The following is a 13,527-nucleotide window of genomic DNA, read 5'->3' as shown; positions in this document are numbered from 1 at the left end:
CTTGGGCACGCCCCCCATTGACGCGTCCTGGGCACGGGACCTGGCAAAATCTGGTCATGACACGCGATCCCCTGGACCGGCTGCGCGCCGCCGCCGTCCGCCGCGAGCAGGCGGGGCTGCGGCGGAGCCTGCGGCCCCGGACCGCCGACCACGACGGGCTCATCGACCTGGCGTCCAACGACTACCTCGGGTTGTCGCGCGACCCGCGCCTGGTCGAGGGCGCGGTCGCCGCGGCGCGCGCGTGGGGCACCGGGTCCACCGGGTCCCGGCTGGTGACCGGCACGACGCGGCTGCACGCCGAGCTGGACGAGCGGCTGGCCGCGTTCACCGGCTGCGCCGCCGGCCTGGTGTTCTCCTCCGGTTTCATGGCCAACCTCGGCGCGGTGGCGGGCCTGGGCGGCCCCGGCGTGCTGGTGGTGTCCGACCAGGTCAACCACGCCTCGATCATCGACGCGTGCCGGCTGTCGCGGTCCCGGGTGGTGGTCGTCCCGCACCGCGACGTCGGCGCCGTCGAGGCCGCGCTCGCCGACCGGGAGGAGGAGCACGCCCTGGTCGTCACGGACGCGGTGTTCTCCGTGGACGGCGACCTGGCGCCGCTGCCCGAGCTGCACCGCGCGGCCCGCGCGCACGGGGCGCTGCTGGTGGTGGACGAGGCGCACGCCCTGGGCGTCGTCGGCGACGGCGGACGCGGCGCCGTGCACGCCGCGGGCCTGGCCGGGGAGCCGGACGTGGTGCTCACCCTCACCCTGTCCAAGTCGCTGGGCGCCCAGGGCGGCGCGGTGCTCGGCGCACCCGAGGTCGTCGAGACGCTCGTCGACACCGGACGTTCGATGATCTTCGACACGGGGCTGGCGCCGCCCGCCGTGGGGGCCGTGCTGGCCGCCCTGGACGTGCTGGCGGACGAACCGGACCTGCCCGCCCGCGCCCGCGGCCTGGCCCGCCGGATCGCCGCCACGGCCGCCGGGCTCGGCCTGGAGACCACCGGCGAACCCGCCGCCGCCGTGGTGCCCGTGGTGCTCGGCGAGCCGCAGGCGGCCGTGCGCGCCCAGGAGATCTGCGCGCGGCACGGCGCCCGCGTCGGCTGCTTCCGCCCCCCGTCGGTACCGAAGGGACGCGCGTGCCTGCGCGTCACCGCCCGCGCCACCCTGGACGAAAACGACCTCGCAACGCTAGAACGGGCCCTGAAAGATGTCGCCGTCTCGGCCACCCGTACCCTTCACACATAACATCGGGGAAACCGATGATGAACGTGAGGAGAGACCGTGACGGAGGTCAGGGGCGGGCCCCGGCACGGGGGCGGCTACAGAGCCGATCGGGCACCACTCAGCGACATCGGCCGGCACCACTCGGCCAACGCACCGCGCATTCCGAAGTACTACAAGCTCAAGGAGCTGCTCGTCGAGCTGATCCAGTCCCTACCGCCCGGTAGCCCGCTGCCGCCGGAGCGGACGCTCGCCGAGAAGTACGAGACCTCGCGCACCACGGTCCGGCAGGCGCTGGCCGAACTGGTCGTCGAGGGACGGCTGCAGCGCATCCAGGGGAAGGGCACCTTCGTCGCCAAGCCGAAGGTCGCCCAGGAGCTGCAGCTGGTCAGCTACACCGAGGACATGCGGCACAAGGGCCTGCGGCCCGAGACCCGCATCCTGGAGATCGGTTACGTCAGCGCCGACGAACGCATGGCCGGCCTGCTCGGCATCCGGACGGGAGGCCGGGTGCTGCGCATCCACCGGCTCCGGCTGGCCGACGGGGAGGCCATGTCGGTCGACACCTCGCACCTGCCGGCCCGCCGCTTCCCGGGCCTGCGCCGCGAACTGCCACGGCACCGCTCGCTGTACGAGACGCTGGCCACCGCCTACGACGTCCACCTCGCCGAGGCCGAGGAGACCATCGAGACGGTGCTGGCGACCCCGCACGACGCCCAGCTGCTCGGCGTGGACGTGGGCCTGCCGATGCTGCTGCTGTCCCGGCACGCCGTGGACACCAGCGGCCAGCCCGTCGAATGGGCCCAGAGCCTGTACCGAGGCGACCGCTACAAGTTCATCACCCGCCTCAAGCGGACCTAGAACGATCTTTCCCCGTACGACTTGCGGTGTGGACCCTCGCCTAACGGCTCGGGCCCACACCGCGTAAGACCTCCCGCCCCCCGCGCAGACCCACGGCGTAAAACCGGGGGAGTCGGGGGTGTGGTTGGGGGTCAGAGGGTCTGGGAGAGGGCCTTGATGGGCATCTGGAGTTCGGTGAGCAGGGCCAGGTCCTGGGAGGCGGGGCGGCCGAGGGTGGTCAGGTAGTTGCCGACGATGATGGCGTTGATGCCGCCCAGCATGCCGTCACGGGTGCCCAGGTCGCCCAGGGTCAGCTCGCGGCCGCCCGCGTAGCGCAGGATGGTGCGCGGCAGCGCCAGGCGGAACGTGCCGATCGTCTTGAGCGCCTCGGGGCCCTCCACCAGCGGACGGTCGGCGAACGGGGTGCCCGGACGCGGCGCCAGGAAGTTCAGCGGCACCTCGTCGGGCTCCAGCTCGGCCAGCTGCCCGGCGAACTCGGCGCGCTGCTCGACGGTCTCGCCCATGCCGATGATGCCGCCGCAGCACAGCTCCATGCCCGCCTCCTTGACCATGAGGCAGGTCTCCCAGCGCTCCTCCCAGGAGTGCGTGGTGACCACGTTGGAGAAGTGGGAGCGGGCGGTCTCCAGGTTGTGGTTGTAGCGGTGGACGCCCATCGAGACCAGCTCGTCCACCTGGGCCTGGGTGAGCATGCCCAGCGAGCAGGCGATGTTGATCTCGACGGCGTCGTTGATGGCCTTGATCCCGTCGCGGACCTGCGCCATCAGCCGCTCGTCCGGGCCGCGCACGGCCGCGACGATGCAGAACTCGGTGGCGCCGGTGCGGGCGGTCTCCCTGGCCGCCTCCACCAGCTCGGGGATGTTCAGCCACACCGAGCGCACCGGGGACTCGAATTTGCCCGACTGCGAGCAGAAGTGGCAGTCCTCGGGGCAGCCGCCGGTCTTCAGGGAGATGATCCCCTCGACCTCGACCTCCGGTCCGCACCAGCGCATCCGCACCTCGTGCGCCAGCGCCAGCAGGTCGGCGATCCGTTCGTCGGGCAGCGTCAGGCACTCCAGGGCCTGCTCGGCGGACAGCCCCCGGCCCTCCTCCAGCACCTGGCGGCGGGCGACCTCAAGGATGTCGGTCACGGACCCCTACCTTCCTTCCTGGGTTGACGCGGCGTTCGTGCGCTCTGGGGAGAACATCGGCTCGGAGGACGTCGGGTCGGTCAGGGGACGGCGGTGCCCTGGGCGTCGCGGAACGCGGCCGGGTCGAACGAGCCGCCGAACACCGGCGCCAGCGCGCGGTGCGCGGCCACCAGGAACTCGGCCGGGTCGAGAGCGCCCGCGCCCGCGGGCACCGCCCCGGCCAGCGGCCGGGCCGAGATCGTCTCCAGGTCCGGCACGTTGCTGCGCATCGCCAGGTCCGGCTTTTCGGGCCACTCCCCGATCACCACGCCGGCGGGCTGCACGCCGCGGTGCGCCATCGCCTCCAGGGTCAGCGCGGTGTGGTTGAGGGTGCCGAGGTCGGGCCGGGTCACCACGACGGCGGGGGCGCCCAGCCAGCGGGCCAGGTCGGCGACGGTGGTGCCCTCCTCGTCGTAGCGGACCAGCAGCCCGCCCGCGCCCTCCACCAGCACCAGGCGGCGGGTCTCGGCCAGCTCGCGGATGCGGCCCGCGACCTCGGGCAGGGCCACCGGCGGCAGCCCGGCGCGGCGGGCGGCCGCGGCCGGGGACAGCGCGTCGGGAAAACGGGCGAACTCGTGCAGGTCGTCCACGCCCGCCAGGCGTCGCACGACGTCCAGGTCGCCGGGTTCGCCGGGCGACACGCCGGTCTGCGCGGGCTTGACCACGGCGACCGACGACCCGCGGGCGGCGGCCAGCGCGGCCAGCGCCGCGGTCACGATCGTCTTGCCGACGCCCGTACAGGTTCCGGTCACCACGAGCACACTCACGACCGGCACCCTAGCGCGGGCCGCTCCGGCGGCGCGCTCGCCGAATTCCACAGTCTTGGCCAGGGGAATTTGTACGCGGGTTCGCGCGCATGCCCCCGGAATGCCCTGGAATCCCCCGGAACCCGGCGGTGGCACACCGCGTCCAACCCCCATGGCCGGGCTCACACGCGCGACGGGGGCCGCGACGGCGCTGGCGGGGACGATCGTCCTCGCCGCGTGCGGCTCGAACGCCTACAAGGTGACGGACGAGGCCTCACCCCCGCCGTCCTCCACCGGGGCAGCGACCGCCGAACCGTCTTCCGGCGAACGGCTCGTCCTGCGCTGGCGGCGGACCGGAGGCATCGCCGGGTTCGGCGGCTCCGGCGCCCTCCCCGACTTCTCGCTGTACGGCGACGGGCGCGCGATCTTCGTCCCGGACGGCGGCGACCGGCGCGCCACCGAGTACCGGCTGAGACCGGACGCGCTGCGGCGGCTGCTCGACCAGGCCCGCGCGGCCGGGCTCGACCGGTCGCGCACGATCGCCCCGGACGAGCAGGTCATGGACGCCCCGGTCCTGGAGATCACCATGGGGGCCGCGCGCACTCGGGTGGTCATGCCCGAGGAGCACGACGGTCCGGTGACGCGGTTCCAGAAGCGCCTGTATCCGACGGGCTGGGCGGAAGGCGACCAGGCGGGGCCGGGCCGCCCGTACCGTCCCGCCCGGGTGGCGGTGCTGGCCGGACGGGTCGGCGCCGACGTCGGATCCGGCGACGGCCAGGGCGTGAAGACCTGGCCGCTGGCACCGCTCGACCGCGGCGAGCGGGTCGCCGGAGGGCTGTGCACGGTGCTGACCGGCCGCGACGCCGCCACCGCCGAACGCCTCGCCGCGTCCGGCTCCTCCGCCACCCCCTGGCGCAGCGGCGCGCACCTGTACTCCGTCCGCTTCCGGCCGCTGCTGCCCGACGAGACGGCCTGCGCCGACATCGCCCGCCCCTGACCCCGCGCATACCCTGGGGCGCGGATCCGATCTACCCAGGGAGCACCATAGGTGTCAGAAACGTCGGTTGTGCATGGCCCGGTGACGGTCCGGACCGCCCGTCCGGACGAGCACGACCTCGTGGGCGAGCTGACCGTCGAGGTCTACGTCGGCGGCGGGCTGGTCGCGCCCGACTCCGGGTACGTCCCGGAGCTGCGCGACGCCCGCGCCCGCGCCGCGCACACCGAACTGCTCGTGGCCGAGATCGCCGGGGAGGTGGTGGGCGCGGTGGCATACTGCCCGCCCGGCAGCCGGTACGCGGCGGTCGCCGACGCGGACGAGGCCGAGTTCCGCATGCTGGCCGTCGTGGAGCGGGCGCGCGGCCTGGGGGTGGGCCGCGCCCTGGTCGAGGCGTGCCTGCACCGCGCCCGCGCGGCGGGGCTGCGCGGGCTGCGGCTGGTCACGCAGCACAACATGCCGGTGGCGCACCGCATGTACGAGCGGATGGGCTTTCGCCGGACGCCCGAGCGCGACTGGTCCCTGGACTCCGGGAAACGGCTGCTCATCTACCACATGCCGCTGTGACGCGCATGCCGCCGCGCGTCCGCCGGGGCGCCGGGCGCCGCGAGGGGTCAGGCCGAGGCGAGCGTGCCGTGCTCGGCGCAGCGGGCCGTCCAGCCCATCGGCGTCACCTGGACCACCATCCGGCGACGGCACCGGGTGCAGTAGCGCGGCGGCTCCATCAGCCGGGCGGCCCGGCAGTCGCGGTGGTCGCCCTCCGCCGCCGGGGCGCCGCAACGGTCGCAGTACGTCTCCACGGTGCGAGCGTATTACTCGATGACGGCGATCAGGTCGCCCTCCTGGACGACCTGGCCCTCGGTGACGGCCAGCTTGGCGACCGTGCCCGGCTCCTCGGCCAGCACCGGGATCTCCATCTTCATCGATTCCAGGATCACCAGGGTGTCGCCCTCGTTCACCTGGTCGCCCTCGGCGGCGGTCACCTTCCACACGTTCGCCACCATCTCGGCGTGCACGTCGGCCACGACGGTTCCTTCCTTCGATGTGCCAGGGATGAGTTCGGCGGACGCGCCCGGAGCCGGGCGGGCGCCGCCGCAGGTCGACGGGTTGCGCACCGCGAGACGCGGCGCGGGGGGTACGGCGCGGTGGGCGGCTAGCGCTCCCGCATCCGGCCGACGAGCCCGGTGTCGTAGGACCCGTCGGCGAACTCCGGATGGTCGAGCAGCTCGGCCAGGAACGGCAGGTTGGTCTTGGGGCCCTCGATGCGGAACGCCCCGACCGCCGCCCGCGCCCGCCGGACCGCGTCGTCCCGCGTGTCGGCGTGCACGCACAGCTTGGCCAGCAGCGGGTCGTAGTGCGGGGTGACGGTGTTGCCCTCGGCGTATCCGGCGTCGATGCGGATGCCGTCGCCGACCGGCTCCTCCCACACCCTGATCTCGCCGGGGCCGGGCAGGAACCGCACCGGGTCCTCGGCGTACACGCGCAGCTCGATCGCGTGGCCGCGCGGCTCCACCGCGGTGAACGACACCGGCTCGCCCGCCGCCACCAGCAGCTGCTGCTCGACCAGGTCGATGCCGGTGACCAGCTCGGTGACCGGATGCTCCACCTGCAGCCGGGTGTTCATCTCCAGGAAGAAGAAGTCCTTGGTGGCCGGGTCGACCAGGCACTCCACGGTGCCCGCCCCGCGGTACCCGATCGCCTCGCCCGCCCGTACCGCCGCGGCCAGCATCCGCTCGCGCAGCTCGCCGGCGACGCCCGGCGACGGGGTCTCCTCGGCGACCTTCTGGTGCCGGCGCTGCACCGAGCAGTCCCGCTCGCCCAGCGCCACCACGGTGCCGTCGGCGAGCCCGAGGATCTGCACCTCCACGTGCCGGGCCCGCTCCACGTACCGTTCCAGCAGGATGTCGGCGCTGCCGAAGAAGCGTTCGGCGCGGGTGCGGGCGGTCTCGAACGCCGCGCGCAGGCCCGTCTCGTCGCGGACGGCGGCCATGCCGATGCCGCCCCCGCCCGCCGCGGCCTTGACCATCACCGGGTAGCCGATGCGCTCGGCCTCCTCGGCGGCGGTGTCGGCGTCCGGCACCGGCTCCCACACGCCGGGCGCCACCGGGACGCCCGCCTCCTTCATCAGGTTCCGCGCGTTGATCTTGTCGCCCATGCGGGCGATGGCCAGCGGCGGCGGGCCGATCCAGACCAGGCCCGCGTCGATCACCTGCCGGGCGAACGCGGCGTTCTCCGACAGGAACCCGTACCCGGGGTGGACGGCCTGCGCGTTGGTGCGGCGCGCGGCCTCCAGGATGCGCGGGGCGTCCAGGTAGCTGCGCGCGGGCTGCGGCGGCCCGATCAGGATGGCCTCGTCGGCCTCGGCGACGAACGGCAGGTCGGCGTCGGCCTCGGAGTACACCGCGATGGCCTTCAGGCCCATCGCACGCACGGTGTGGATGATCCGGCTGGCGATCTCACCGCGGTTCGCCACGAGCACGGACTCGAACACCAGGGGGTTCTCCTTCCACCTGTACACCTGTACACGCGACGGCGCGCCGGAACGGACGTGGCCGACCCTAGTCCGCGCGCGGGCGACGCGTCCGGGCGCGCGAGCGACAAATACCAGCCGGTAGTTTTGTCCGCCGCCCCCTATGTCCCCTACGTCCGGCTACCGGCCGCGACACGTCCGGCGACACGCGCGGCGAACACGCGCGGCGAACACGCGCGGCGAACACGCGCGGCGAACACGTGCGGCGGGCGGGCGGGAGGCGCTACGAGCGGAGACGGCGGTCGACGACGCGGCTGAGCGCCTCCACCACGGCGGGGTCGTACTCCGACGCCGAGTCCAGCCGCAGCCGTTCCAGCACGGCGGCGCCCCGGTCGCGGTCGGAGGAGTCGCCGACCAGGTCGTCGTAGGCGTTGGCGACCTTGATGATGCGGCTGGCCAGCGGCGGCGGCACCGGCCGCTCCACGCCGTCGTCGGCGCCGGCCGGCTCGCCCTTGCTCCGCCGAGAGGTGTGGGAGGCCGTCCCCTCGCCGGGGGACGCGGCGGTGCGGTAGGGGTGCGAGGACAGCCGGACGATGTGCGCCACCCGGTCCAGCACCCCGGTCTGCTTGATCACCTCGGCGCCGAGCTCGGCGATGCGGCGCTGCTCGGTGGGCGAGGCCAGCACGGTGGCGCCGCCGGGGATCGGGTCGCCGAGCGACAGCTGGCCGATGTCGTGCATGAGGGCCGCGTACTCCAGCTCCAGCAGCTCCTCCTCGCACATGCCCAGCTCACGGCCCATGCCCACGGCCAGCCGCGAGACCCGCCGCGAGTGCCCCGTCTCGACGTAGCCGCCGACCTCGGTCACCCGCGACAGCGCCCGCACCGTCTGCAGGTACGTGGCCCGCACCCCCGAGTAGCGGCGGAAGGCGAACTGGGTGACCAGGATCGGCGCGGTGAACACCGCCAGCGCCACCGGCCCGAGCACGGTGGTGGCGACCGCGATGAGCATGGCGGTGGCGCTGGTGGCCGCGCACAGCGCCATCTTGGCGCGGATCTCGTCGCGCAGCGCGATGCCGAACCGGGCCCGCACCGTCTCGGCGCGGATCCACGCCGCGACCACCACGTCGGTGAAGCAGGAGATCACCACGGTCAGGCACATCGCCGCCAGCAGGAACTGCCAGTCCAGGTCCAGTGACAGCAGGGGGCGGAAGCACAGCGCCACCACCGCCACGGTGAACAGCCGCCGCGCCATGGCGTCCGGCCGCGGCATCCGGCCGACCGCGGCGTGCGGGAGCGAGCCGACCAGCATGCCGGCCGCGGTCACCGCCACCACCTGCAGCGGCGAGTGCAGCGCCGGGTGGACGCCGAGCAGCGCCCCGGGCGGGGCGTTCTCGGGACCGACGCCGACGAGCAGGGCGTACCCGAGGGCGCCCGCGGTGGCGACCGGGGCGACCTCGCGGTTGCCGGGCATGACCATGCGGAACAGCTCGCCCAGCGCGATCAGCACCCCGAAGAGCACCGCCACGTCGGGCTGTTGCAGGCCGACCGTGGTGACCCGGGTGACGGCGACGGCCACGCAGAGCCCGGCGGCGGCGATGACCAGCAGCTTCCCGGAGTCGACGTTCTGCCAGGCGCTCCGGGGGTGGTGGGCGCTCACGGGCCCCTACCGCCGCGCGCCGTCCCCGGCGACCCGGATCGGGGCGCTGGGATCGTCGTGGTCCTGCTGGGTGGTCTCCACCACGTCGTCGTCGGGCAGCACCACGGGCTTGGGCGGGTCCCAGCCGTCGCGTTCCAGCGCGCGCAGGAACGCGTCGACCATCACCGGGTCGAAGTGGTCGCCCGCGCACTTGCGCAGTTCGCCCACCGCCTTCTCGATGCTGAGCGCCGAGCGGTAGGAGCGGGTGGACGTCATCGAGTCGAACGCGTCGGCCACCGAGATCACGCGGGCGAACTCGGGGATCTCGTCGCCCGCCAGGCCCATGGGGTAGCCGGTGCCGTTCATCTTCTCGTGGTGGTGCATGATCCCGGCCAGCGCCTCGTCAAGGAAGCCGATCTCACGGACGATCTCCAGCCCGCGCATCGGGTGGAGCTGGATCGCGGCGAACTCCTCCTCGGTCAGCGTCCCGTTCTTCTGCAGCACCTTGGTGGGGACGCCGAGCTTGCCGACGTCGTGCAGCATGCCCGCGTAGCGGATCGCCTCGACCCGGTCGGCGCGCATGCCGATCTCCTGGGCGATCATCACCGAGCCGCGGGACACCCGTTCGGAGTGGCCGCGGGTGTAGTAGTCCTTGGTCTCCACCGCCTGGCACAGCGCGGCCAGCGTCGCGGCGTGCGCCTGCTGCTGGGCGTGGGTCTGCTCCAGCGCCCACCGGGCGATGAACAGCGGCAGCAGCACCAGCACCGCCGCGAACGTGCCGACGTGCTGCCACAGGCCCGCGATGAGCAGCCCGAACATGCCGTAGCCCAGGCAGCCCACCGACAGCTGGCCGCTCTCGCGCAGCAGTTCGCGGGGCGCCGCCTGCTTGGACAGCAGCAGGATGCCGGCCATGAGCAGCAGGTTGACGCCGACGAAGGTGACCAGGGCGCCGAGGAACGGGACGATGACCTGCTCGACCCAGTCGGCCTGGCCGAAGCGGGGCGGGCTGCCGCCGAGCGCCTCGAACACGGTGCCCGCGGCGTACCCGCACAGCGCGAACTGGGCCCCGTTGAACAGCCGTTTCACCGGCGCGAACAGCCGCTGTCCGGTGACCACGGCCGACAGGCCCAGCAGCGCGGCCCCGGCGGGACCCAGGAGCACCACCGACGCCAGGCTGGCGGCGAAGCTCAGCGAGACCCGCGCGCGTTCGACGTTGAGCAGCGCCGGCGCCGAGTCGCAGATGAGGAACAGGGCGGCCAGCACCGCCAGCTTCGACCAGTCCAGCTCGCGGAACGACGACGTCGCGATGAGCCCGGCCGCCAGGGCGACCACGCCGCAGACGTACGCCCAGGCAGCCAGTGGTAGTCCACGCATTGCCGCACCTTCGGAAACGGAACGTGGGGCCGCCGCCGGGGCCGGTGGTGCCGGTGCCCACCTAGACCCAGGACACGCCCTCGGGCATCCTCAGCGACGACGCCGAGGCGCCCCGGTCTCGACTGAGCCCGGCCGTCCTCACACGCTTGAGCATGGCATTCGCCTCCCCCCGTGAACCGGCCCCGAGCGCCCGGGCGAGCGCGAGGACCCGGCCGCCGGGGCATGCGAGTGCTCCCGTCGCTGATTCCGGCACAAGCCTAACGTGAGCGGCGCAGGTCACACAGGCATGCGGCGAATCGTGAGCAAAGCGTGAACTAATCGTCACCTTAGGTGATCCGCACCTCAGGCGCTTCCTGCGGCCACCCGCTCGCGCGCCCACGCGGCGGTCGCGGCGAGGCCCTCGCGCAGCGGCACGCGCGGCCGCCAGCCGAGGGCCCGCTCGGTCGCCGCCGGGTCGACGGCCATCGCGGGCAGGTCGCCCGGCCGCGGCGGCGCGAACGCGGGGTCGTCCGGCGCGCCCACCGCCTCGGCGACCAGGGTGTGCAGCTCGCGGTCGGTGGTCTGCAGGCCGGTGCCGACGTTGAACCGGCCGCCGCCGCCCGCGTCCCCGGTGGCGCGGGCGAACGCGTCGACCACGTCGAGCACGTACACGTAGTCGCGGGTCTGGGTGCCGTTACCGAACACCCGGGTCGGCCGGCCCGCCAGCAGCGCGTCGGTGAAGATCGAGACCACCCCGGCCTCGCCCTCGGGGGTCTGCCGCGGCCCGTAGACGTTGGCCAGCGTCAGGATGGTGAAGTCCAGGTCGTGCAGCGCCCGGTACGTGCGCAGGTACACCTCGCCGGAGACCTTGGACGCGGCGTACGGCGAGGCGGGCCGCAGCTCGGCGTCGGGCGGGACGGGCAGCGCGTCCGGCACCCCGTACACCGCGCAGCTGGAGGCGAACACCACCTTGCGGGCGCCGCCCGCGCGCGCGGCCTCCAGCACGTTGGCGGTGCCCAGCGCGTTGGTGCGCGCGTCGTGCAGCGGGTCGGCGACGCTGGCGCGCACGCTGACCTGCGCCGCCAGATGGCAGATCACCTCGGGCCGGCGGGCGGCGACCCGGCCGGCGAGCGCCGGGTCGGCCACGTCCATGCGCCAGATCTCCACGTCCGGGCGCGCGTTGCGGCCCGAGGAGAAGTCGTCGACGCCGATGACCTGGTGGCCGTCGGCGAGCAGCCGGTCGACCAGGTGGGAGCCGATGAATCCGGCAGCGCCGGTGACGAGTACGAGCACGCCGGAAACCCTAGATCAGTCGGCGGCCTGTTTCTCGGCTTTGCCGGCGGCCCCGGCGGCCCCGGCGGCCCGGGCCTCGCCGGCCTCCCCGGCTCCCTCGGCCTCCTTGAGCTCGCCGCACAGCTGCTCGATGCGTCCCATCACCTTGGCCCGCAGGTCGCCGGGCACCGGCTCGCACCCGCACGACTTGCCGACCAGCTTCTTGACGGCCTCCTCCAGGCCGAACTCGCGCAGGCACGGCCCGCACTCGTCCAGATGCTGCTGCACCTCGCCGCAGCCCCTCTGGTCGAGCTCGCCGTCCAGATAGGTGTAGACCCTGGCCAGCACTTCGCTGCACGGCGTGTCGTGGTGGTCGCCACAGCTCATGACGATCCCTCCCCCGCCCGGGTCAGCCCGCGCTCCCGGGCGTAGTCCTCCAGCATGCCGCGCAGCTGCCGCCGCCCGCGGTGCAACCGGGACATCACCGTGCCGATGGGCGTGCCCATGATCTCGGCGATCTCCTTGTAGGCGAAGCCCTCGACGTCGGCGAGGTACACCGCGATGCGGAACTCCTCGGGGAGGTCCTGCAGGGCCCGCTTGACGTCGGTGTCGGGCAGGTGCTCCAGCGCCTCGGCCTCGGCCGACTTCAGGCCGCTGGAGGTGTGCGACTCGGCCCGCGCCAGCTGCCAGTCCTCGATCTCCTCGGTGGCCGACTGCTGCGGCTGCCGCTGCCGCTTGCGGTAGGAGTTGATGAAGGTATTGGTGAGGATCCGGTACAGCCACGCCTTGAGGTTGGTGCCCTCCCGGAACTGGTGGAAGGACGCGAACGCCTTGGCGAAGGTCTCCTGGACGAGATCCTCCGCGTCGGCGGGGTTGCGCGTCATGCGCAACGCGGCCGAGTAGAGCTGGTCCAGGAACGGGAGCACGTCGCGCTGGAAGCGCTCCTGCCGCTGCTCCACGGTCTCGGTGGCGTTCGAACGCGCCGGGGCCTGCGTCTCCTGCGCCCCGTTCCCCTGTGACGGGCGGCTCAGGCGCTCCTCGCTCCGCTGTCGCTCCGCTGCGGCCACCTGACCACCCCCTTCGTCCGTGATGGCGCCTTTGGCGGCGCCGTACGCCACAGACGATATAGGGCCGCGCAGCCGGACCGGACCATAGGGGGCGTTCCGCGGCGGCTGCACCGCGGCGTCCCCCGGATGCTCGGCAACGGCCGTGGTCATCGAGCAGCACCTCCGCTGTACGGATCGTTGTCGGTCCCGTACGGCACGCCCAGTGGCCCTTTTCGCGACGGTTTCGGTCGTCTCGCGGGTCGGAGGACGCCCGTACGCGGACGGTTGTGAGACGGTGCAACGCACGGACCGGCGCGTCGATTCCCGGGTAGGACGAATCCCGGGGACCACGGAGGGTGACGCGCGGCACCCACGGGGAAGAAGTCCACATAGAGGGCGAGAACAGGAGCAAACCGTTGCTACCGCTGCCGGCGCAACCTCCCGAACCCAGCGTCGCGGATCTGCGTGCCGCGCCGGGCGACGGCCGGTCCCTGGCGCTGTACTGGACGTTCTACTGGGCGGTCGCGGCGGCGCAGCTGGCCCGCTGGCTGCCGCGCCGGCCGTCGCTGGTCCTGGACATCTCGGGGGGACGCACGGGCAGCGCGGCGCAGGCGGCCGCCGCCGGCCACACCGTCCTGGAGATGCTCGACCCGCTGGTCACCCCGCCGGGCGGGGACGGCGGGGACACCGCCGACGGCCGGGCGAACGGCACGGCGGCGCCGCGGCTGCGCCCGCCCCCGGCTCCCGACCTGGCGGGCCCGCCGCCCGCCATGGCCGCCGC

Annotated in this window: 14 protein-coding genes and 1 pseudogene; 5 read left to right on the top strand and 10 right to left on the bottom strand. The window is 73.7% G+C overall.

Annotated features, from left to right (window positions below):
• The first annotated feature begins 56 nt into the window (after positions 1 to 56).
• Positions 57 to 1,226, top strand: coding sequence for an 8-amino-7-oxononanoate synthase (locus ABD811_RS27075; RefSeq protein ID WP_344953130.1), 1,170 nt, complete (start codon positions 57 to 59; stop codon positions 1,224 to 1,226).
• Between the two features lie 36 nt (positions 1,227 to 1,262).
• Positions 1,263 to 2,063 carry a GntR family transcriptional regulator gene (locus ABD811_RS27070; RefSeq protein ID WP_344953128.1) on the top strand — a complete coding sequence of 267 codons (801 nt, stop codon included), beginning with the start codon at positions 1,263 to 1,265 and terminating at the stop codon, positions 2,061 to 2,063.
• 131 nt (positions 2,064 to 2,194) lie between these two features.
• Here the strand turns inward: ABD811_RS27070 and bioB are convergent, their stop codons facing one another.
• Both bioB and bioD read right to left on the bottom strand, forming a co-directional pair.
• Entirely contained in the window at positions 2,195 to 3,190 is a 996-nt protein-coding gene (bioB, locus tag ABD811_RS27065) for a biotin synthase BioB (RefSeq protein ID WP_344953126.1), read from the bottom strand.
• A gap of 80 nt (positions 3,191 to 3,270) precedes the next feature.
• A complete protein-coding gene (gene bioD / locus ABD811_RS27060; protein WP_344953124.1) occupies positions 3,271 to 3,996 on the bottom strand; it encodes a dethiobiotin synthase in 726 nt (241 codons plus the stop codon).
• 151 nt (positions 3,997 to 4,147) lie between these two features.
• Between bioD and ABD811_RS27055 the strand changes: the two genes are divergently transcribed.
• A complete protein-coding gene (locus ABD811_RS27055; protein WP_344953122.1) occupies positions 4,148 to 4,972 on the top strand; it encodes a hypothetical protein in 825 nt (274 codons plus the stop codon).
• A gap of 81 nt (positions 4,973 to 5,053) precedes the next feature.
• On the top strand, positions 5,054 to 5,536 hold the full coding sequence (locus ABD811_RS27050; RefSeq protein ID WP_344953120.1) for a GNAT family N-acetyltransferase: 483 nt from the start codon (positions 5,054 to 5,056) through the stop codon (positions 5,534 to 5,536).
• Between the two features lie 47 nt (positions 5,537 to 5,583).
• Here the strand turns inward: ABD811_RS27050 and bsaP are convergent, their stop codons facing one another.
• The 8 genes from bsaP to ABD811_RS27010 all read right to left on the bottom strand — a co-directional run bounded on the left by bsaP (position 5,584) and on the right by ABD811_RS27010 (position 12,659).
• Entirely contained in the window at positions 5,584 to 5,769 is a 186-nt protein-coding gene (gene bsaP, locus ABD811_RS27045) for a biotin synthase auxiliary protein BsaP (RefSeq protein WP_344953118.1), read from the bottom strand.
• A gap of 12 nt (positions 5,770 to 5,781) precedes the next feature.
• A complete protein-coding gene (locus tag ABD811_RS27040; protein ID WP_344953116.1) occupies positions 5,782 to 5,994 on the bottom strand; it encodes a biotin/lipoyl-binding carrier protein in 213 nt (70 codons plus the stop codon).
• Between the two features lie 128 nt (positions 5,995 to 6,122).
• Complete coding sequence (locus tag ABD811_RS27035) at positions 6,123 to 7,460, bottom strand: acetyl-CoA carboxylase biotin carboxylase subunit (RefSeq protein ID WP_344953114.1); 1,338 nt, start codon at positions 7,458 to 7,460, stop codon at positions 6,123 to 6,125.
• A gap of 262 nt (positions 7,461 to 7,722) precedes the next feature.
• Positions 7,723 to 9,096, bottom strand: coding sequence for an HD-GYP domain-containing protein (locus ABD811_RS27030; RefSeq protein ID WP_344953112.1), 1,374 nt, complete (start codon positions 9,094 to 9,096; stop codon positions 7,723 to 7,725).
• Between the two features lie 6 nt (positions 9,097 to 9,102).
• Positions 9,103 to 10,449: an HD-GYP domain-containing protein gene (locus tag ABD811_RS27025; protein ID WP_344953110.1), complete on the bottom strand. Its 1,347-nt coding sequence runs from the start codon at positions 10,447 to 10,449 to the stop codon at positions 9,103 to 9,105.
• A 342-nt stretch (positions 10,450 to 10,791) separates the two neighbouring features.
• Positions 10,792 to 11,721, bottom strand: a complete 930-nt coding sequence (locus ABD811_RS27020) for an NAD-dependent epimerase/dehydratase family protein (RefSeq protein ID WP_344953108.1) — start codon at positions 11,719 to 11,721, stop codon at positions 10,792 to 10,794.
• A 15-nt stretch (positions 11,722 to 11,736) separates the two neighbouring features.
• On the bottom strand, positions 11,737 to 12,087 hold the full coding sequence (gene rsrA / locus ABD811_RS27015; RefSeq protein WP_344953106.1) for a mycothiol system anti-sigma-R factor: 351 nt from the start codon (positions 12,085 to 12,087) through the stop codon (positions 11,737 to 11,739).
• Complete coding sequence (locus ABD811_RS27010; protein ID WP_344953494.1) at positions 12,084 to 12,659, bottom strand: sigma-70 family RNA polymerase sigma factor; 576 nt, start codon at positions 12,657 to 12,659, stop codon at positions 12,084 to 12,086. Before ABD811_RS27010 ends, rsrA begins: the two co-directional genes overlap by 4 nt.
• Positions 12,660 to 13,162: 503 nt before the next feature.
• Here ABD811_RS27010 and ABD811_RS27005 point away from each other — a divergent pair.
• Positions 13,163 to 13,527 (top strand): annotated as a pseudogene (locus tag ABD811_RS27005) (hypothetical protein); the annotation flags it as partial.

The sequence above is a fragment of the Actinomadura miaoliensis genome (assembly GCF_039536785.1).
Taxonomy (GTDB): Bacteria; Actinomycetota; Actinomycetes; order Streptosporangiales; family Streptosporangiaceae; genus Spirillospora; species Spirillospora miaoliensis.
This window is presented reverse-complemented; position numbering and strand designations above follow the sequence as displayed.

Excerpts from the sequence above, each read along its gene's own strand:
- ABD811_RS27075 (WP_344953130.1), top strand. The coding sequence starts at position 57 with ATGACACGCGATCCCCTGGACCGGCTGCGCGCCGCCGCCGTCCGCCGC.
- ABD811_RS27055 (WP_344953122.1), top strand. The coding sequence starts at position 4,148 with ATGGCCGGGCTCACACGCGCGACGGGGGCCGCGACGGCGCTGGCGGGG.
- ABD811_RS27025 (WP_344953110.1), bottom strand. The coding sequence starts at position 10,449 with ATGCGTGGACTACCACTGGCTGCCTGGGCGTACGTCTGCGGCGTGGTC.
- rsrA (WP_344953106.1), bottom strand. The coding sequence starts at position 12,087 with ATGAGCTGTGGCGACCACCACGACACGCCGTGCAGCGAAGTGCTGGCC.